14 protein-coding genes, 4 tRNA genes, 3 rRNA genes and 1 riboswitch are annotated in these 21,383 nt (G+C 38.4%); of the genes, 3 read left to right on the top strand and 18 right to left on the bottom strand.

Going from position 1 to position 21,383, the window contains the following annotated elements:
* Positions 1–42: 42 nt before the first annotated feature.
* From F3I00_RS02415 to leuS, 4 genes are all read right to left on the bottom strand, one after another.
* Positions 43–789 (bottom strand): hypothetical protein, encoded by a 747-nt coding sequence (locus tag F3I00_RS02415; protein WP_065169722.1) that lies wholly within the window; start codon positions 787–789, stop codon positions 43–45.
* Between the two features lie 71 nt (positions 790–860).
* Complete coding sequence (locus F3I00_RS02410) at positions 861–1,994, bottom strand: DUF2974 domain-containing protein (RefSeq protein WP_020807860.1); 1,134 nt, start codon at positions 1,992–1,994, stop codon at positions 861–863.
* Between the two features lie 107 nt (positions 1,995–2,101).
* Positions 2,102–3,760: a polysaccharide biosynthesis protein gene (locus F3I00_RS02405; RefSeq protein ID WP_020807861.1), complete on the bottom strand. Its 1,659-nt coding sequence runs from the start codon at positions 3,758–3,760 to the stop codon at positions 2,102–2,104.
* Positions 3,761–3,861: 101 nt separating this feature from the next.
* The gene (leuS, locus tag F3I00_RS02400) at positions 3,862–6,276 is read right to left on the bottom strand and encodes a leucine--tRNA ligase (RefSeq protein WP_020807862.1); all 2,415 of its coding nucleotides are present in this window, start codon (positions 6,274–6,276) and stop codon (positions 3,862–3,864) included.
* 243 nt (positions 6,277–6,519) lie between these two features.
* Between leuS and F3I00_RS02395 the strand changes: the two genes are divergently transcribed.
* On the top strand, positions 6,520–7,227 hold the full coding sequence (locus F3I00_RS02395; RefSeq protein ID WP_077959210.1) for a phosphatase PAP2 family protein: 708 nt from the start codon (positions 6,520–6,522) through the stop codon (positions 7,225–7,227).
* Positions 7,228–7,275: 48 nt separating this feature from the next.
* Here F3I00_RS02395 and F3I00_RS02390 read toward each other — a convergent pair whose 3' ends face one another.
* From F3I00_RS02390 to F3I00_RS02345, 10 genes are all read right to left on the bottom strand, one after another.
* A complete protein-coding gene (locus tag F3I00_RS02390) occupies positions 7,276–8,733 on the bottom strand; it encodes an MDR family MFS transporter (protein WP_020807864.1) in 1,458 nt (485 codons plus the stop codon).
* Positions 8,723–9,931 (bottom strand): methionine adenosyltransferase, encoded by a 1,209-nt coding sequence (gene metK, locus F3I00_RS02385; RefSeq protein WP_020807865.1) that lies wholly within the window; start codon positions 9,929–9,931, stop codon positions 8,723–8,725. The genes F3I00_RS02390 and metK overlap by 11 nt, the downstream gene beginning before the upstream one ends.
* Positions 9,929–10,000, bottom strand: a riboswitch (SMK box riboswitch). It overlaps the preceding gene by 3 nt.
* A gap of 77 nt (positions 10,001–10,077) precedes the next feature.
* Positions 10,078–10,150 (bottom strand) — tRNA-Val (locus F3I00_RS02380).
* A 23-nt stretch (positions 10,151–10,173) separates the two neighbouring features.
* Positions 10,174–10,245 (bottom strand) — tRNA-Glu (locus F3I00_RS02375).
* A 116-nt stretch (positions 10,246–10,361) separates the two neighbouring features.
* Positions 10,362–10,451: transfer RNA gene (locus F3I00_RS02370), tRNA-Ser, on the bottom strand.
* A 22-nt stretch (positions 10,452–10,473) separates the two neighbouring features.
* A tRNA-Asn gene (locus F3I00_RS02365) sits at positions 10,474–10,546 on the bottom strand.
* Positions 10,547–10,559: 13 nt separating this feature from the next.
* A 5S ribosomal RNA gene (gene rrf, locus F3I00_RS02360) occupies positions 10,560–10,676 on the bottom strand.
* Between the two features lie 60 nt (positions 10,677–10,736).
* A 23S ribosomal RNA gene (locus F3I00_RS02355) occupies positions 10,737–13,643 on the bottom strand.
* Positions 13,644–13,863: 220 nt separating this feature from the next.
* Positions 13,864–15,436, bottom strand: a 16S ribosomal RNA gene (locus F3I00_RS02350).
* Together the 16S, 23S and 5S rRNA genes with 4 tRNA genes alongside form the textbook arrangement of a ribosomal RNA operon.
* A 523-nt stretch (positions 15,437–15,959) precedes the next feature.
* The gene (locus tag F3I00_RS02345) at positions 15,960–16,325 is read right to left on the bottom strand and encodes a CvfD/Ygs/GSP13 family RNA-binding post-transcriptional regulator (RefSeq protein WP_003649326.1); all 366 of its coding nucleotides are present in this window, start codon (positions 16,323–16,325) and stop codon (positions 15,960–15,962) included.
* Positions 16,326–16,424: 99 nt separating this feature from the next.
* Between F3I00_RS02345 and F3I00_RS02340 the strand changes: the two genes are divergently transcribed.
* Complete coding sequence (locus F3I00_RS02340) at positions 16,425–17,381, top strand: NAD(P)/FAD-dependent oxidoreductase (RefSeq protein ID WP_020807928.1); 957 nt, start codon at positions 16,425–16,427, stop codon at positions 17,379–17,381.
* 26 nt (positions 17,382–17,407) lie between these two features.
* Complete coding sequence (locus F3I00_RS02335; RefSeq protein ID WP_003649328.1) at positions 17,408–18,058, top strand: VTT domain-containing protein; 651 nt, start codon at positions 17,408–17,410, stop codon at positions 18,056–18,058.
* Here F3I00_RS02335 and F3I00_RS02330 read toward each other — a convergent pair.
* From F3I00_RS02330 to F3I00_RS02315, 4 genes are read right to left on the bottom strand one after another with little or no spacing between them, the layout of a single operon-like run.
* Entirely contained in the window at positions 18,055–18,681 is a 627-nt protein-coding gene (locus F3I00_RS02330) for a TIGR01906 family membrane protein (protein WP_003649329.1), read from the bottom strand. The genes F3I00_RS02335 and F3I00_RS02330 overlap by 4 nt on opposite strands.
* A complete protein-coding gene (locus F3I00_RS02325) occupies positions 18,669–19,451 on the bottom strand; it encodes a TIGR01457 family HAD-type hydrolase (protein WP_020807926.1) in 783 nt (260 codons plus the stop codon). The genes F3I00_RS02330 and F3I00_RS02325 overlap by 13 nt, the downstream gene beginning before the upstream one ends.
* 2 nt (positions 19,452–19,453) lie before the next feature.
* Positions 19,454–19,999 (bottom strand): YutD family protein, encoded by a 546-nt coding sequence (locus F3I00_RS02320; protein ID WP_003649331.1) that lies wholly within the window; start codon positions 19,997–19,999, stop codon positions 19,454–19,456.
* Between the two features lie 11 nt (positions 20,000–20,010).
* A complete protein-coding gene (locus tag F3I00_RS02315) occupies positions 20,011–21,378 on the bottom strand; it encodes a bifunctional UDP-sugar hydrolase/5'-nucleotidase (protein ID WP_020807925.1) in 1,368 nt (455 codons plus the stop codon).
* Positions 21,379–21,383 lie beyond the last annotated feature (5 nt).

Genomic DNA, 21,383 nt, shown 5'->3' with positions numbered 1-21,383 from the left:
TATCTTATCCAAAAAAGCCCATCAAATCGATGAGCTTCAGCTTTATAATTTATCGTTATTTTCCTTTTCTGCAAGTTCAACAGCATATTTTGTCAATTTATCAGCTGCTGTTTCTCGTGCATCTGTTTGAACGCCTAAAGCATAATGCTCAAAATTGTCCTTTAACTCTTCAGAAATCGTATTTTCATATTTTCCTAGTTCGCTATCACTAAATGGCTTAAGGAAATCAGTTATATTATCAAACAAACGCTCCATTGCATAACGAAGTTTTTTATCATCAACATGCTTATTCGATGAAATTTGCTTTTTAATTCTTTCAAGGCTGTGAATAGTATGTGGGAGTAAGATATATTCATCTTTTCTTCTTTGCCAAACAATAACTGCGTCAGTTTCAATATCGTTTAAATTATTTTGCACTTCATCTAAACTACTATCTGCACCAAAAGAATAACTTAATGAATTGTCATCTAAGTAAGCGGCATAATTATCATGCTTATCATCACTGTTACCATCATAGTTATCTAAAAAGTCACGAGCTGCGTTAATATCATGTTGCACTTCTCTCTTTTGAGCTACACTCAAATATTCGGGATCATAATCTTGATAAAGGTGAGTACCTTCTTCAAACTGAATTAGAAGCTGCTCGTCTTGTGCGTTTTTTAAGATCTTATCTATCTTTTTATATGTATCGGTTCCTAAGTAGAAATCTTTTTCATCAATATCAAAATTGAAATTGTTATAACAAGTATCACGCAATCCTAGCAAAGTCATATATGTATCTTTTTTCAATTTTGTCCACCTCTTTCAAACGTTATTTTACTCTTTTTCCTGATAAGCGGGAAATTTTAAATTTTTTATTACTATCGGCGTTGCTCATCTAAAATATTTTTAAAACTCATTAAATTATTTCTTCTCTGATCACTGAGCGTTGTTGTACCTGAGTTAACATAAGCTTGAAATAATTTTCTAATTATTGGTTCCCATACCTCTTTTTTAACAGAACTATTTTTAATTAAACAAGTGGCTAGTTTATACGTTGTTTTAGGCGTTAATAGATTTCTAAAATAAATTTGATTAGTATCGCTAACAGTTAAATACAACATTTCAATAAAATCTCTTCGTTCAGCATCAGTAGTATTTTTTAGCCATTCAGCAATTGCCTTCCAGGAAATTTCAGAGGTACTATCTAATTGTTTTAAAGTCACAAACTTGTCATTTTTTACACGCCAATTAAACATGTCATGCTGAAGTATATTCACACCTGCAGCCGCTACAATCGTGCAATAATCTTTTTCTCCAATAAGATCATCTTGAAGTATTCCAATTAAGGATCCTTGTGGGATGTATTTATGGATTTTCCCTTTTAATTTTAAAAATTTATTTTTTAATCGATCTTGATTATGAAAGCCGGGACCATCAAAACAGTCTATTCTAACAATATTAGCTAAATCGGCCTCTTTTAGGCCTAATGCAACGGCAAAAGCTAAATTACCACCTTTCGAATGACCTCCAATATAAAATTTCCCGGGAAATTTATTTCTTACTTTTCGATAATATGAACGGGCAAAATAGTGAGCTGGCACCCAATCTCTAAAAGACATATTAAAGTTTTCTTTCCATCCAATAGTCGTCGCTGTTGTTCCACGATAAGCAACATAATACTCGCCCGTAGCGACATAAAAAGTAACAGCATTAAACTGCATCTGTGTTTTTGCATCTACCTTACTAATGGCTTGATGCCAAGATACATTTTTAAAACGTGGATTTTTAATCATAATCTTGATTAATTTTTCGGTATTTTTTCCGCCAAGATTGCCTTGTGTTAAAGTCTTAATTTCGTCGTCTGAAGCCAAATCGGTCAACTTAGTGATTTGAGGAAGAAGATCAAAATTGCAATATGCTAACTGTGAAAAAATCATGCTGTCTATCTCGTTTAAAGAAGCTTCACTAAAGCTTTTCCTTTCTTTCGCAGCATATACAAGCATATTATTCATCTTTTCTTCCTCACTTTCTCTAGAATATTATATAATGAAGTTCCTTGGCAGGGGCAAAAAAGGGAAACTTAGGTATAGGCACTAAGTTTCCCTTTTTCTCTATATTCTTAAATTCTAATATGCAATCTTGCTAATACTCGGTTAACCTTTGGTCCAATAATCTTTTGCGCTAAGCCAAATTTCACTGATAAGAATGCATACAAAATGCCACCAACAGCAACAGCAAGTATAACTAAAATAAAGGAAGTTGGACGACGCTCAGGCGAAATGAGTTTTCCACCAAAATCAACTACTCCAGTAACTACAACAAACATAGCCATTGAGAAAATTGCGATTCCAATGAATCTTCTGGATGTACGCCCACTATTATATTTGTATCTAACCTTTAAATGTTTCAAAGAAAGCCAAATAGTAATAATTAATCCAATATTTGTAGCTAAAAGTGGTCCATATACCTTAAATAATTGAATCATTGGTAACTGAACAGCAAATTTAATAATGATTCCCAAAACTAAGTATTTTATTGCTAGTCCATTTTCTGATAGTCCCTGTAAAATTGCCATTAAAACCGTAAAAAGTCCTAAACTGATTGCTGTAAAAGACGACAGGTATAAGACATTTGAGCCTAATGGATCATAGCCGTAAAAAATCGTATAAATTGGTGTTGCAATTGCAGCCATCCCTAAAGAAGCAGGAATCATAACAAATAGGAATAGTTCCATTGTGTTTTCAATTTGGCTAGAAATGCTAGCATAATCACGTCTTGCATGAGCACCTGACAAAAGTGGAATGGCAGTTACTGACATAGCAGTAGCTAAAGACACGATAATCATAATTAATTTATTTGCATTTAATCCAAATAAAGCATACCATGACTCGATTTGATCAGAACTTGCATGAACAAACATCGCAATCATTGGGTGGAAAGTGTATTGGTCAATTAATTGAAATAATGTAATTCCTGAATCAATGATAATAAATGGAATCGACTGATTAATAATTTCCCAAAAAATTCCAGCAGTAGAAATTTTAATTGCATGATTTGAGTGCTCCATCAATGCGTTTAATTCATTTCTTCTACGATATAAGAACCAAACTAAAAGCAAAATTCCAAATACCGCACCAATGGCTGCAGCTAAATTTGATTGAACAACGGCATGGACATAGGAACCATGTTGAACTTGCATGATGATATATGCCGTTAAAAGCATCCACAATACACGAGCTAATTGTTCAACAAATTGAGACATAGCTGGAGGCATCATATCTGCATAACCTTGGAAATATCCACGCATTATACTCAAAATTGGAATAATTAAAACTGCATAAGATAAACTTCTCATTACAGCAACTTGTCGTGGATCACTTTCTGCCCCATGTAAGAGTGCGCCAATAATATTATCAGTAGCTAAAATTGGAGCACCGAAGTACATAATAGCAGCACAAATTACGCCAAAAATTGCCATCAAAATCAAGCCACGTCTAAACAGCTTACGTCCAATGTCATATTCATTTAGAGCATTATATTTCGCTACTTGCTTAGCAACTGCACCCGGAATACCAGCCGTAGAAATAATGATAAATAAGCTATAAATATTATAACTTTTCGCTGTTAGGGCATTAGCAATATTTCCATGGCTTCCCATCCAGGCATACCAAGGAATAATATACAATGCACCTAAAATTCGTGACACAATAGAGCCAAAGGTCATCCATGCGGAGCCCTTGACCATTGTCTCTTTAGTATTTTTAGTATTATTTTCCATAAAAATAAATTTTCCCTATATCCAGTTAAGCGTCTGAATTATATATTACTCATTAATGTAAACAGTATTTACAAATATTAATTATTTAGGAAAAACTTAAATTACTTAGCAACAATGTTAACGATCTTGTTTGGAATAACAATCACTTTCTTAACGTCTTTTCCATCTAAGAATTTTTGAACATGGTCAAGCGAGAGAGCTTCTTTTTCTAAGGTATCTTTATCAGAATCTTTAGCAGCCTTAAATTTACCACGAAGTTTGCCGTTAACTTGAACCATAATTTCAACAGTTGATTCAACTAATTTAGCTGGATCATAAGTTGGCCATTTAGCATAAGTAATTGATTCATCATGACCCAAGACTTGCCAGATTTCTTCCATCATGTGTGGTGCCACTGGAGCAAGTAACTTAACAAAACCTTCAGCATATTCACGTGGAATAGTTTTAGCCTTTTGAGCAGCATTTATAAATACCATCATTTGACTAATTGCTGTGTTGAAGTGTAAGGCATCAAAATCTTCCGTAACTTTCTTAACGGTTTCAGCATAAACCTTATCAAGTTCACCGTCATTTTTGTCAACAATTCTTTCTTGCGGAATTGCTTTTAAATCGAGGTCGTTAACAAATAGACGCCATACACGATCTAGGAACTTCTTAGTTGAAGCCGGGCCATTGTCATCCCAGTCAATTGAAGCATCAAGTGGACCCATGAACATTTCATACATTCTAAGTGAGTCAGCACCATATTCATCGATCACATCGTCTGGGTTAACTACGTTACCCTTAGACTTAGACATCTTTTCGTGATTCTTCAAGATCAAGCCTTGGTTATACAAACGTTGGAATGGTTCCTTGGTTGGTACAACACCTAAGTCGTAAAGTACCTTGTGCCAGAATCTAGCATAAAGCAGGTGGCGAACTGCGTGTTCTGCACCACCAATATAAAGGTCAACTGGAAGCCATTGTTTTAAGAGATCGTAATCAGCTAATTCTTTGTCATTGTGTGGATCAACATAACGCAAGTAGTACCAAGAAGAACCAGCCCAGTTAGGCATAGTATTGGTCTCACGCTTACCCTTTCGACCATTTTCATCAACAACATTTACCCAATCAGTTAAGTTAGCAAGTGGACTTTCTGGAGTACCAGATGGCTTAATGTCAGTTGCATGTGGTAAACGAAGTGGTAATTCATCTTCAGGAACTAATGAAGTAGTACCATCTTCCCAGTGAATAACAGGAATTGGTTCACCCCAGTAACGTTGACGAGAAAAGTCCCAGTCACGAAGTTTATAGTTGACCTTCTTTTGACCAGCATTGTGATCTTCAAGCCATTCAATCATTCTCTTCTTAGCTTCTTCATTATCTAGGCCGTCTAAGAAGTCTGAATTAATATGCTTACCATTGCCAGTAAAGGCCTCTTTTTCTAAATCTCCGCCTTCAATAACTCGGTTAATTGGTAAACCAAATTTAGTAGCAAAAGCATAATCACGATCATCATGAGCCGGCACTGCCATTACTGCCCCAGTACCGTAACTTGCTAAGACATAATCAGAAATCCAAACTGGAACTTCCTTACCATTGACAGGATTAATTGCATAAGCACCTGTAAATACACCAGTCTTATCCTTATTTAGATCAGTTCTTTCAAGATCAGACTTAGATTCAATTTTCTTAATGTAGGAATCAACTGCTGCTTTTTGTTCAGGGGTAGTGATTTCTTGGACTAATTTACTTTCTGGAGCAAGTACTGTGTAGCTAACACCAAACAAAGTATCTGGACGAGTAGTAAAGACATCAAAAGTCTTATCACTATCTTTAACCTTAAAAGTAACTTGTGCACCTTCTGAACGACCAATCCAGTTGCGTTGCATTTCTTTAACTGGTTCTGGCCAATCTAAATCGTCTAAATCTTCAAGTAAACGATCTGCATAAGCAGTCATCTTAAGCATCCATTGACGCATATTACGGCGGTAAACTGGGTAGCCACCACGTTCAGTCTTACCATCAACGATTTCTTCATTGGCAACAACTGTCCCTAAATCTGGTGACCAGTTAACAGGAACTTCAGCTTCATAAGCTAAACCTTTCTTGTACATCTGTTCAAAAACCCATTGAGTCCACTTATAGTAGTTAGGATCAGAGGTTGTTACTTCGCGATCCCAATCATATGAAAAGCCAAGCTTATTAAGCTGCTTTTTGAAGTTAGCAATATTTTCTTTAGTAACTTTTTCTGGATCTTCACCAGTCTTTAAAGCATATTGCTCTGTTGGCAGACCAAATGCATCCCATCCCATCGGATGAAGCACATTATAGCCTTGTGCTCGCTTCATTCTAGAGATAATATCAGTTGCGGTATAGCCCTCTGGGTGTCCTACATGAAGCCCCTTACCAGATGGAAATGGAAACATATCTAAAGCATAATAGTTTTTCTTCTTAGGATCATTTCCTGTCTTAAAAGTATCATGCTCTGCCCAATATTTTTGCCACTTTTTTTCTACAGTTTTGTGATTGTACACCTAAATCTCTCCTTAAAATTAAAAAACGCCCTATGATAAAAATCATAGGACGAACTTCATTTTCGCGTTACCACCTAAGTTCCACACAGATTATGTGCGACACTCATGCCCCTTAACGCGGAAAGCAAACGATAGACTTCTCATAAGGGTAAGTTCACAGCATAACTGTTAAGCTTTGCACCTAACCAGCTCATCTCTAAAAACAATTATGACTTGCTACTACTCCCTAGTCTTTATTTTTTTATGGATAATGATTATAATTTACCACATCTACTAGAAATTACAAGGGGAGAAATTTTTTTGAAAAAGAAAGATAACAATATAGTCGTTCATGACACACTGGTTCCAGGATTTATTTTTTTAATTCTCTATGTAGTCTGGGCCCTTTTGGTCATATATAAAAATCCATTTATTCATTCTTTTGACCAAACAATTATTCATCTTATTTCTAATAACAATCCAGTCAACATTGCAATTGCAACTAAGTTAACTGTGATCGGGAATACTAGTACTTTAACGATTGCAACTATCGTTTTATTCATCGGTTTACTTATCGCTAAAAAATTTAGTTATGCTTTCTTTTCGGCGGGATTAATGATATGCGCCAATGGCTACAATTGGATTACTAAACATGCAGTTGAACGCCATCGTCCTTTAGTTCATCATTTAGTTTTTGCAGATGGTTATAGCTTTCCATCAGGCCACTCTGTCGGCAGCGCAACTTTCTTCGGAATTCTAATTATTTTAACTATCTTATTAGTTAAAAATAAATTTTGGCGCACCACGCTAATTATTATTTGGATTATTTTTCCACTGTTTATCGGTTATACTCGAATCTTCTGTCATGTTCATTATCCTTCCGATGTAGTCGGTGGATGGTTAGAAGGTACTACTTTTGTTTTACTAGGTTTTTCAGTTCTGTACCATTCTTACTTAAAAAAGCATAATTAAAAAAACGCTAACTGAGATCTAATCTAGATCAATCTCAGTTAGCGCTTTTTATTTTGCAATTTTCTTTTGCTTATAAAGTTGATTAAGAATTAAAGATAAAACAATAACAATTAAAGAAACTACATATACAGACTTTAACCCGCTTAATAATACTTGTCTTAAACTTGGTATTAAATTAGCAGCCAAATGCTTAGCCTTATCAGCTGAAACTATATCATTCATCATCTTTTGCGTTAAATTTGGATGATGCGATAATTGTTTAGCTACGACCACATTAAAAGTAATACCATAGATCGATACCATCATAGTCTGTCCTAAATATTTCATTAGTGTATTAAAACTAGTAGCAACACCAATCTTATCGTGTCCAACAAGTACTTGAGAGCGAACTTGTGAAGCTGTAGTAATAGCCCCAAAAGCTGTTCCGTTAAAGGCCGCAATTAAGCAAAATATCCAAAACGATGTGTAAATCGGAACTAAAATTAATGCTAAATCAGCGACTATCAAGATAAGCAACATATAATCATATGTTTTCTTTATCCCCCATCGACCTAACATACCACCAATTAAAAATGAACCCACGATCCACATTAAAGAACTTGGTGTTACTGCAAAGCCAGCAATAGACGCACTTGTGGCATTTATCCCTTGCATCCATGTCGGAATATAAAATTCAAAGCCAATAACCACACCAGAAATAAGTAACGTAATCAAGTTAATCATTGTAAATTCTTTACTGCTTAACATATCCAGTGGCATAATTGGATCTTTTGCTCTTTTTTCAGCTTTGAAAAAGATAATCGCCGAAACAATAATAATAACTACTAAACCTAATAAGACAATAGTTAAGCCATTTTCTAACTCTTGTAAAAATACCATTAAAGCCAATAAAAAGATAACCAAGCAAGTTGTTCCCTTTAAATCCAAAGTAGAATTACTGCTAGTTTTCCTTTCCTTTAAGAAGAAAACGACCAAAAGAAAAGCTATGATTCCTAACGGCACATTAATATAAAAAATCCAGTGCCATGAAAGATGCTGTACAATAAATCCACCTAATAAAGGAGCAATAACAGAAGCTACTCCCCAAAAGCCGGAGTTCAATCCTAACATTTTTGCTCTTTTTTCTAGTGTATATAAATCAGCGATGATTGTAACTGCCACCGGCTGAACAGCACCTGAACCTAATCCTTGAATCACACGGAAGAGAATCAGTTCTACCATATTTTGAGCAATTCCGCAGAGCGCAGAACCAACTACAAAAACCGCAATTCCAAACAGAAAAACAGGTTTTCTGCCAATACTATCAGCTAATTTTCCATAAATTGGAGTTGAAACAGCAGTCATCAATAAGAAAGTTGAAACTACCCAATTCATGATTTCTAATCCATTTAGATCAGAAACGATAGTTGGCATCGCCGTTGAAACAATGGTACCTTCAATTGCAGTCATAAAAGTCGTCAAAAAGATAGCAATTGTAACAATTTTAGTATTACTTCTATTTTGCATGCTCACTCACATAATTTTTCAAAGCTTCTACTTTATCAGTATGTTCCCAAGGTAAGTCAATATCTGTTCTTCCAAAATGTCCGTAAGCGGCTGTTTGACGGTAAATAGGACGTCTTAAGTTAAGCATCTCAATAATACCAGCTGGTCTTAAATCAAAGACATTTCTAACGGCTTCAACTAGCAAATCTTCACTTACCTTACTTGTTCCATGAGTATCTACCATGATTGAAACTGGATGAGCAACTCCAATTGCATAAGCAAGTTGAATTTCACATTGGTAAGCTAGATCAGCAGCTACAATATTCTTAGCTACATATCTAGCTGCATAACTAGCGCTTCGGTCAACTTTTGTTAAGTCTTTGCCTGAAAATGCACCACCACCGTGACGGGCATATCCACCATAGGTATCAACAATAATCTTTCGACCAGTTAAACCGGAATCTCCCTTAGGTCCGCCAATGACAAAGCGACCAGAAGGATTAATTAAGAACTTAGTATTTTCATCAAGATATTGAGATGGAATAACTTTCTTAATTACCATATCAATCATTGCTTCACGAATTTCATCATTAGTTACTGTTGCATCAGTTTGAGTAGAAATAACGACTGTGTCTACACGTTTTGGCTTATTGTCATCATCATATTCCACAGTTACTTGTGCCTTTGCGTCTGGTCTTAGCCAATCAAGACGTCCTTCTTTGCGAAGACTAGCAACCCGTCTCATCAATGAATGTGCTAAAGAAATAGGAAGTGGCATTAATTCAGGTGTTTCTTTAATCGCAAACCCAAACATTAAGCCTTGATCTCCAGCACCAATCTTATCCAAATCATCTTTATCTTCATGATTCTCACGTGTTTCTAGAGATTCATTAACACCGCCAGCAATATCACTCGATTGTTCATCAATATCAACCAAAATGGCACAATTATTACCATCAAAACCCAGTTCAGGACGATTATAACCAATTTCTAAAATTGTCTTTCGAACTACTGATTGTATATCTACATAAGCAGAAGTAGAAATTTCACCAACTACTAGTACAAGACCAGTAGTAACCGTAGTTTCACATGCGACACGACCATTTGGATCCTTAGCTAAAATAGCATCCAAAATTGCATCAGAGATTTGATCGGCAACCTTATCAGGGTGTCCTTCCGAAACTGATTCTGAAGTAAATAAACGTTTTTCTTTTCTCATAGAGTCCCCCATCTTTCGGTTACAAGGCATCTTCGCTAAAAAACGAATCCTTTCGGGACCTTAACCGAATAACAATATATACAAAATTTCGTTCATTAATTTTTAAACACAAAAAAAGACTACCATATTCGGTAGTCCATGAACGATGGAGGATACAGGGCTCGAACCTGTGACCTCCTGCTTGTAAGGCAGATGCTCTACCAGCTGAGCTAATCCTCCAACAACCATATTTAATATGGTAATGACCCGTACGAGATTTGAACTCATGTTACCGCCGTGAAAGGGCGGTGTCTTAACCACTTGACCAACGGGTCAGATCTCACAATTGAGCACATATATTACTATACCAGATGATTTTCAAAAATCAAGAACTTTTTTTGAAAAATACTCAATAAATGAAATACACATTATGGCGAAAAATATTCTCCAACGGAGTGTGAGAGATTCGAACTCTCGATACAGGTAAAGCCCGTATACATGATTTCCAATCATGCTCCTTCAGCCACTCGGACAACACTCCATCATTTTATTATTGCCATAAACTCCGGCTGTCAGACTCGAACTGACGACAACCTGATTAACAGTCAGGTGCTCTACCAACTGAGCTAAGCCGGAATATTAAAAAAGAGCACGGCGACTGCCTACCCTCGCAGGCAGTTTCCCACCAACTACTCTCGGCGTTAAGAAGCTTAACTTCTGTGTTCGGCATGGGAACAGGTGTATCCTTCTTGCCATCGCCACCGTACTCTTTCTGAGCTTTTACACTCAAAACTGAATATAATCTTCCGCTCTAAACCTTTGAGCTTTGGTCAAGTGCTCGACTGATTAGTACTAGTCCGCTCCACATATCGCTATGCTTCCACTCCTAGCCTATCTACCTCATCGTCTTTAAGGTGTCTTACTGCTTGCGCATCGGAAATCTCATCTTGAGGGGGGCTTCGCACTTAGATGCTTTCAGCGCTTATCCCTTCCATACATAGCTACCCAGCGATGCCTTTGGCAAGACAACTGGTACACCAGCGGTATGTCCATCCCGGTCCTCTCGTACTAAGGACAGCTCCTCTCAAATTTCCTACGCCCACGACGGATAGGGACCGAACTGTCTCACGACGTTCTGAACCCAGCTCGCGTGCCGCTTTAATGGGCGAACAGCCCAACCCTTGGGACCGACTTCAGCCCCAGGATGCGACGAGCCGACATCGAGGTGCCAAACCTCCCCGTCGATGTGAACTCTTGGGGGAGATAAGCCTGTTATCCCCAGGGTAGCTTTTATCCGTTGAGTGATGGCCTTTCCATGCAGTACCACCAGATCACTAAGCCCGACTTTCGTCCCTGCTCGAGGTGTACCTCTCGCAGTCAAGCTCCCTTATACCTTTACACTCTGCGAATGATTTCCAACCATTCTGAGGGAACCTTTGGGCGCCTCCGTTACATTTTAGGAGGCGACCGCCCCAGTCAAACTGCCCACCTGACACTGTCCTCCAGAACGCTCAGCTCTGCGAGTTAGAGGATCCATCAAACAAGGGTAGTATCCCAACATTGCCTCCAGTAAGACTAGCGTCCTACTTTCTCTGGCTCCTACCTATCCTGTACATGTTTAACAAATACTCAATATCAAGCTACAGTAAAGCTCCATGGGGTCTTTCCGTCCTGTCGCGGGTAACCCGCATCTTCACGGGTATTATAATTTCACCGAGTCTCTCGTTGAGACAGTGCCCAAATCATTACACCTTTCGTGCAGGTCGGAACTTACCCGACAAGGAATTTCGCTACCTTAGGACCGTTATAGTTACGGCCGCCGTTTACTGGGGCTTCAATTCAAACCTTCGCTTGCGCTAAGCTCTCCTCTTAACCTTCCAGCACCGGGCAGGTGTCAGCACCTATACGTCATCTTACGATTTTGCAGATACCTGTGTTTTTGATAAACAGTTGTTTGGGCCTATTCACTGCGGCTGATCTTTTACCATCAGCACCCCTTCTCCCGAAGTTACGGGGTCATTTTGCCGAGTTCCTTAACGAGAGTTCTCTCGCTCACCTGAGTGTTCTCCACTCGACTACCTGTGTCGGTTTGCGGTACGGGTAAAATTGCTCTGGCTAGAAGCTTTTCTTGGCAGTGTGACATCATGACCTTCGCTACTTTGATTTCACTCCGCGTCACAGCTTGAAATCTAAACATAAGCATTTGACTCATCTTTTTTCTTACTGCTTGCACATGTTTTTCCAGCTACATGCGTCATTAGCCTCCTGCGTCCCTCCTTTGTTCTTATCGAACAATTTCAGTACAGGAATCTCTACCTGTTGTCCATCGGCTACGCCTCTCGGCCTTACCTTAGGTCCCGACTTACCCTGGGCGGACGAGCCTGCCCCAGGAAACCTTAGTCTTTCGGCGGATAGGATTCTCACCTATCTTTCGCTACTCATACCGGCATTCTCACTTCTAAGCGCTCCATTAGTCCTCTCGATCTAACTTCGCCGCTCTTAGAACGCTCTCCTACCACGCATATCCTTTGATATGCATCCACAGTTTCGGTACTATGCTTAGCCCCGGTACATTTTCGGCGCAGCGTCACTCGACTAGTGAGCTATTACGCACTCTTTAAATGGTGGCTGCTTCTAAGCCAACATCCTAGTTGTCTACGCAACTCCACATCCTTTTCCACTTAGCATAGATTTGGGGACCTTAACTGGTGATCTGGGCTGTTTCCCTTTCGACTACGGATCTTATCACTCGCAGTCTGACTCCCGTGCATTGATATCTGGCATTCGGAGTTTATCTGGATTCAGTAACCCCTGACGGGCCCCTAGTCCAAACAGCGCTCTACCTCCATTATCATTCACACGAGGCTAGCCCTAAAGCTATTTCGGAGAGAACCAGCTATCTCCAAGTTCGTTTGGAATTTCACCGCTACCCACAACTCATCCCCGCGATTTTTAACTCACGTGGGTTCGGTCCTCCAGCGTGTTTTACCACGCCTTCAACCTGGTCATGGGTAGGTCACTTGGTTTCGGGTCTACGTCATGATACTCTCTCGCCCTCTTCAGACTCGCTTTCGCTCCGGCTCCGTCTTTTCTGACTTAACCTTGCACCATAACGTAACTCGCCGGTTCATTCTACAAAAGGCACGCCATTACACTTTAATGTGCTTTGACTACTTGTAGGCACACGGTTTCAGGTTCTCTTTCACTCCCCTTCCGGGGTTCTTTTCACCTTTCCCTCACGGTACTGGTTCACTATCGGTCACTAGTTAGTATTTAGCCTTGCGAGATGGTCCTCGCGGTTTCAATCGGGATTCCTCGTGTCCCGACCTACTCAGGATCCTGCTAAGTCTCTCTGCAATTTCGCTTACGGGGCTCTCACCCTCTCTGGCTTATCTTTCCAGATAATTCTGCTATCGCTTCAAGTACTTTATTGCAGTCCTACTACCCCAACTGGCAAGCCAGCTGGTTTGGGCTCTTTCCTGTTCGCTCGCCGCTACTTGGGAAATCGATTTTTCTTTCTCTTCCTGCAGCTACTTAGATGTTTCAGTTCACTGCGTCTTCCTTCAACAGCCTTAACAGCTCTTGATAATACCTCGCGGTATTGGGTTCCCCCCATTCGGATATCTCCGGATCATCGCTTACTTACTGCTCCCCGAAGCCTTTCGTGGTTCGTCACGTCCTTCATCGGCTTCTAGTGCCTAGGCATTCACCATGCGCCCTTTTCTACTTGACCTATTTCAAGTTGAGTTTCTCTCTCTTCTCGGTCGCTCTTCAATCTGTTTTTTCGATTGTCTCGGTTTTTTGCTTTAGATTATATTCAGTTTTCAATGTACTAGCTCTCTGAGGTATTACCCTCAAAACTAAACAAAGTTTCTCAGTGTGCTTCCGCTTGGCTTTCTCGATGACTTCTCTTTAGTGCTCTCGCACTCTCCATCATCTTTCGCCTTCCTTAGAAAGGAGGTGATCCAGCCGCAGGTTCTCCTACGGCTACCTTGTTACGACTTCACCCTAATCATCTGTCCTACCTTAGACGGCTGACTCCTATAAAGGTTATCCCACCGGCTTTGGGTGTTACAGACTCTCATGGTGTGACGGGCGGTGTGTACAAGGCCCGGGAACGTATTCACCGCGGCGTGCTGATCCGCGATTACTAGCGATTCCAGCTTCGTGTAGGCGAGTTGCAGCCTACAGTCCGAACTGAGAACGGCTTTCAGAGATCCGCTTGCCTTCGCAGGTTCGCTTCTCGTTGTACCGTCCATTGTAGCACGTGTGTAGCCCAGGTCATAAGGGGCATGATGACTTGACGTCATCCCCACCTTCCTCCGGTTTGTCACCGGCAGTCTCATTAGAGTGCCCAACTTAATGATGGCAACTAATGACAAGGGTTGCGCTCGTTGCGGGACTTAACCCAACATCTCACGACACGAGCTGACGACAGCCATGCACCACCTGTCTCAGCGTCCCCGAAGGGAACTCCTAATCTCTTAGGTTTGCACTGGATGTCAAGACCTGGTAAGGTTCTTCGCGTTGCTTCGAATTAAACCACATGCTCCACCGCTTGTGCGGGCCCCCGTCAATTCCTTTGAGTTTCAACCTTGCGGTCGTACTCCCCAGGCGGAGTGCTTAATGCGTTAGCTGCAGCACTGAGAGGCGGAAACCTCCCAACACTTAGCACTCATCGTTTACGGCATGGACTACCAGGGTATCTAATCCTGTTCGCTACCCATGCTTTCGAGCCTCAGCGTCAGTTGCAGACCAGAGAGCCGCCTTCGCCACTGGTGTTCTTCCATATATCTACGCATTCCACCGCTACACATGGAGTTCCACTCTCCTCTTCTGCACTCAAGTTCAACAGTTTCTGATGCAATTCTCCGGTTGAGCCGAAGGCTTTCACATCAGACTTATTGAACCGCCTGCACTCGCTTTACGCCCAATAAATCCGGACAACGCTTGCCACCTACGTATTACCGCGGCTGCTGGCACGTAGTTAGCCGTGACTTTCTAAGTAATTACCGTCAAATAAAGGCCAGTTACTACCTCTATCTTTCTTCACTACCAACAGAGCTTTACGAGCCGAAACCCTTCTTCACTCACGCGGCGTTGCTCCATCAGACTTGCGTCCATTGTGGAAGATTCCCTACTGCTGCCTCCCGTAGGAGTTTGGGCCGTGTCTCAGTCCCAATGTGGCCGATCAGTCTCTCAACTCGGCTATGCATCATTGCCTTGGTAAGCCGTTACCTTACCAACTAGCTAATGCACCGCAGGTCCATCCAAGAGTGATAGCAGAACCATCTTTTAAACTCTAGACATGCGTCTAGTGTTGTTATCCGGTATTAGCATCTGTTTCCAGGTGTTATCCCAGTCTCTTGGGCAGGTTACCCACGTGTTACTCACCCGTCCGCCGCTCGCTTGTATCTAGTTTCATTTGGTGCAAGCACCAAATTCATCTAGGCAAGCTCGCTCGACTTGCATGTATTAGGCACGCCGCCAGCGTTCGTCCTGAGCCAGGATCAAACTCTCATTTTCCTTCTTGAAAATGAGCTTTTTATCGTTTAGCTCTAAAACTTTCTTTGAGTTATCTCAAATTTATTGCTTGCGAATTGACTTCGCTTTTGTTTGGGATTTTTATATCCCGCACACTTTCAGCGAAACTTTGTTCAGTTTTCAAGGTACTACCGTTGCCGTGTGACAACTTTTATATTATATCATGCCTCTTGAGTTTTGACAAGCTTTTTTCTCTTTCTCATCTCTCTCAAATGACAGCTTTATAATATTATCATCTTTCTGCTCTCTTGACAAGCTTCTCGCTTTGCCTCCTGGCTCTGCTTCTTGCTTGCCTCAAACAGCATGTATTACTTTACAGACTTTTCTCCTTTTCGTCAATATAGTTTTTAACAAAAAGATATATTCCGAATATTAACTATTAATAGATTTCAATTGTCTGATTTTCGTCTTTTATTTTTCCAACTTAAAAGCAATCTTTATTTTAAAAATTCGGATATAAAAATAAACATGTTAAGCAGTAATACTTAACATGTTTATTTGCTCTTTATTTCGAATATCTATTTTTTGCTTCTTTAATTTGGGTACTCAGGACCTCTTTTAAAGGAGTAAAACCTTTTTTAACTCGTTTTGAAGTCCAAAAATGGACTCGCTTTTTTCTTGCTTCTTTTACTTCTGGAAGGACTGCTCTTCTTGATAAACTAATCTGATTAGAGTATGGATCTATATCAATAACTTGTACCTTTATTGTTTCGCCAACTTGATACTCTCTTCCGATATCTTTAACATATCCACCATGTATTTCAGAGATATGGATCAAGCCTTCTACCTTGCTATCTAGCCTTACAAAAATTCCATATTGTTGTATCCCACTAATTTTTCCATGAACTATATCGCCAATTTTAACTTGCATACTATCTCATCCCTTACTAATATTAATTATAACTGTCTTTTTAATTAACGCTAAAGACATGACTTCTATGCTTAGTTTTACGGAGGATTTCTTATAAAGATGGAAAAATATGATTTAGCTATTATTGGTGCAGGTCCTATTGGACTTTTTGCAGCCTCTTTCGCTAATTTACACGGATTAAAGACAATTTCTTTTGATGCATTAGACGAAGTTGGCGGGCAAATTAATATGCTTTATCCACAAAAAAATATTAAGGATATTCCCGCTTTTCCTTCTATTAAAGGTGAAAAACTAGTTTCTCAATTACTTGAGCAAAACAGTAATACTAAATTCATACTCTCTCATAAAGTAAAAGAGATTTCTTTTTTAGAAAACGAAAATATCCTAATCGATAAAACATATGAAGTTAAAAGTTTATTAATTGCTACAGGGCTTGGAGCATTTAAGCCTAAAACACTTCCTTTATCAACTACTTTAGACATACAAAAACATATCCATTACTCAATGCAGCATCCTGAAATCTTTGCTAACAAAAAAGTAGCTATTCTTGGTGGTGGAGATTCTGCACTTGACTGGGCGCTAGAGTTAGCAACCACATCAGATATATTTTTAATTCACCGTAGAAATGAGTTTCGTGGTCTTGAAAGCTCCGTCAACAAGCTTAAAAGTTTAAAAAATGTTGAACTTTTAACTCCTTATCTTCCAAAAGATGTGCAGTTAAACAATAATAGAATGGAATTAGTTTTGCATAAAGTTGGTGCAAGTCAAGATTTTGTTACTAAAAATGTTGATGAAATACTAGTTGCATATGGCTTCAAGAGTGATAATCGACAATTACGTAAATGGGGAATCAAATTAGACCATAATCTAATCGCTGTTTCTCAACAAATGCATACTAATCTTCCCCATGTATATGCAATTGGCGATGCCATTACTTATCCTGGAAGAGTACCAATGATTGCTTTAGGATTTGGTGAAGCACAAATTGCAATTAGCAATATTATGCAAGACCTATTTCCAGAAAAAACAATGACTTTTCATTCTACCAGTATTTAATTTGTGAAAGGAATCTATTTTTATTTATGGGACTTATCGATTTTATTCTTCATATTGATGACCATTTAGTCACCATTGTGAATATGTTTGGAAACTGGACTTACTTAATCTTATTTGCAATTATCTTTATCGAAACGGGTCTGGTTATCTTTCCATTTCTACCTGGAGATTCACTTATATTTGCATGTTGTGCTATGGCAGCCACACCTAAATATAATCTTCATTTCTGGGTTTGCTATCTAATTTTCATAGCAGCTGCTGTTTTAGGTGATACGATTAACTATGAAATCGGACACTGGTCGCAAGCTGAAGGAACTAAACATAGTTGGTTCAACAAATTAATTAATCAAGATAAACGAAAAGCCGCTGAAAACTTTTTCGATCGACACGGCGGCATTACTATTGTAATTGGAAGATTTATTCCATTTATTCGTACATTTGTTCCATTTGTATCAGGTGCAAGTAAGATGCATTATCGAACTTTCATCATTTATAACTTTATTGGTGGTTTTCTCTGGGTAACTCTATTCTCTGCATTAGGATTCTTCTTTGGAAACATTCCAGTTGTCCAGGAACATTTCTCATTGATCGTAATTGCAATCATTTTAATTTCGGTTTTGCCAGTCTTAATTATCTGGTTAAAGAAAAAATTAGTATTAAAAAAGGAGCTTCGTTAAAGCTCCTTTTTTTTTGACAAAATAAAGCAAGAAAAGTATAACTCATAAATTATTCCGCCAGTTGCAAAACAACCAGCAAAAAATTCTTCAGTTAATACGTTAATAATGGGATCAGTTGCAGGATTGAACAGCCAATCACCATTGTTGAACAAGAGATGGTGAAATGCTATAAAAAATTCATCAAAATTCATTAAAGCAAACGGTAAGATTATCACAGGTAAAATCATGAAAATTAGCGCTGTTGTTCTCGAAATATAAATATAACTCATTCTCTTTCTCATTTTTAAGAAAATAAGAATAAGTAATCCAACTACAAAAACAATTATTGCTAATTCAAATAATAACTTACACTCATAAAAATGACGCGCTGCGCTTGAAGAAGTCGGAAAATTAGACATCTGAAGTTTATCATTAAATGGCAACAATAAATAATCTAAGAGCTGTGTATAGTTCTCCATCACTGTTGCTAAGGTTGTTTTTACTATTAAATTTGTTTTTTGGATTTTTACAAAAACTGCTAATAACGGCCAGCTTAAAACTACTGCTCCCAAAGTAGCAGTAGCAAGAGCCATCAAACAATTGTAAACAACTGCAACGATTGGCTTTTTCTTCATAGTTTCCATTCATCCAGATTTTCTACAACGTAAGTTGGCTGCTTATCCCTTTCTGCCAATTGTTTCTTAGTAGTTACACCAGTCAAAGTTAACAAAGAGTCAATATTGCAGTTAACGCCTGCCATAATATCAGTATCATAATTATCCCCAACCAAAATTGCATCCTTGCCTTGAGCATTTAGCATCTTCAAAGCACTAGCCACAATAATTGATGACGGTTTACCAATATAAATAGGCTTAACACCTGTTGCTACTTCTAGCATTGTGCAAAGTGCACCGTTACCTGGCAATAGCTCATCTCCAGAAGGTAAATTTTTATCAGCATTCGTCCCAATGAAGGTTGCACCATTTCTAATCGAGCGAGTAGCCACGCGAATTTTATGATAAGTTAAATCCGTATCCATTCCAACTACCACATATTTAGGATTTCGATCATCGTAGTAGAAACGTTCATTTTTTAATAGCCCTTGCACTAATCCTGTTTGTCCAATGATATAAACTGGTATCTTAGCAGTATCTGGATTTTGAGCTAGTAAGTAAGACTCTGTAGCTAAAACAGGCGTATAAATATGATAAATATCTGTATTAACTCCGTGTCCGCGCAACTTATCAACTACCATTTGCGGCGTACGAGTAGAATTGTTAGTTAAAAATAAGTGGGGAATATTTTTTTCTTGCAAACGATGAATGAATCTCACGCCACTTTCGATCGTATCGCTACCGCGATAGATAGTTCCATCCAAATCAATTAAGTAACATTTATAATCTTTATGTTCCACAATTAGCCCTTTCTTTTCTTAATTACGAAGCCCCTATTTTTATGACTTCCCTTTCCACGTTGAAATTTTACAGCTGTTTTATGACCACCAATTCTTGTTTTGTGGACACGTCTTTCTTTAAAGTAGGGACGTTTAGAATGATAGCGATTATTAGACATGTTTTTTCTCTTATTTTGTCTGCCAAACGCAACCTTCTTGATCTGATTTTCTTGAGCTAGTCGTAAAACAAAATACGCACTGCCGGGATTACAATATTCCTCTAAATAATCCACAATCGCATTAGCTTTTTTATCAATTGCAACGCGATCTTTTTCATCATAAAATCCCTTTAATCTTAAATGCTCACTTGAAATATCCCCTACTAAATAATCGTACTGATCAAGGTAAGGATCATATTTTTCCTTTAGCAATTCAATATCTAGAGCATCTTTTACATTAGCTAAAATTTCATACTTTCGCCCATTAATCATTATCGTGTCTTCATTGACAATTACATGAGCCAAAGGATGATAAAGCGGTTGTTCTTTATCTGCTTCTTTATACTCCATTATTTTTCTTTCTATTTATCTATCGGGTATTTTTCTTTTAAATAGTTTCCAATTACAGTCCGTAAATAATCAGGGAACAAAAACTTGTTTTTGCCCATAATTGAAATGGTAGGGAAAAATGGAATTAAAACATAATGATCAAGCAAGGCAAGCGTATACTCTTTTTCAGGATCAATCTCTTTTCCGTTGATGTAGACTGTTCTACTTGCATGATCAACTTGAATACCTTTATAAACAAGATCGCCAAAGATTTTTCCTCTAAAACTCATTCCTTTAAGAGCAAACTTACTTAGAAAATGACGATTCTTTTCCATCTCCATTACCATGCGCCAAACATCACTTCCAAGCAATTTAGTTTGCACTACATGCATTGGGTGAGGCAAAGCAGCTTGTAAATCAGCTTCTGTTAAAATTCCCTGATGAAATGGCGTTAAAAACAAGCCACTGTTTAAAACCGCAATATCAGTTCCAGCGAAATTACTAATTGCATCGAGAGAAACTTGAATTGCCGCCATTTTATCATTGTTAAATTTAGCAGGTAACTTTGCAATTTGACGTGATTGAAGCATCTGCTCACCTTGCTTACGCCAAGCAGCAATTTTAGCTTGGTCCGATTCTAAACTTGGTAAATCAGCTGTTTTGACAGTATTTGGCACAATTGACACTATCTGGTGGTTATCATTTAATTGAATCGCAATATCGCCGACATGCTGACCCCATTTTCCAGTCTGAGTAATCCATGTTTTGTTTACTTTCTCTCCCTTGGGCAAATAATCATGGCTATGTCCACCAACAATCAAGTTCACTTCTGGATAATGATGTGCAATATATCGATCCATCCTTAAGCCAATATGACTAACAATGATTAACATATCATATTTTCCTTTAATTGTAGGAAGTAATCTATCTAAAGTATCAGAAATCAACTTTACATGCCAATGGTTAGGGCCATACGTCATTGGATAAGCGGCAGTTAAACCAACAACTGCAATCCTCGTTTTCTTTTTAGTTTCAAAAATTTTATATGAAGTACACCATTTCGGCATACTTTCATCTTCTTCACGTAAGTTAGCCAAAATAACTGGAAAATTCGCATGATCAAATAATTTTTCTAAAACTGCATGTGAATTAGAAATTCCTTCATTATTACCAATTGTGATCGCATCATAATTAAATTCATTCATTAATTTAATATTAGCTTGACCCTCAGTTGCATCTGATAAAGGATGAGAACGATCCATAAAGTCGCCAGCATCAAAGGTAAAAGTTTGATCAACGCTTTTATCATTTTGCGCTTGATGTAAATATCTTTTTATTTTAGGAAATTGTTCAAAGTGAGAATGTAAGTCATTGGTATGAACAATACGTAATTTTTCCATACTTT

Source organism: Lactobacillus sp. JM1 (genome assembly GCF_009834385.1).
Classification (GTDB): domain Bacteria; phylum Bacillota; class Bacilli; order Lactobacillales; family Lactobacillaceae; genus Lactobacillus; species Lactobacillus paragasseri.
This window is presented reverse-complemented; position numbering and strand designations above follow the sequence as displayed.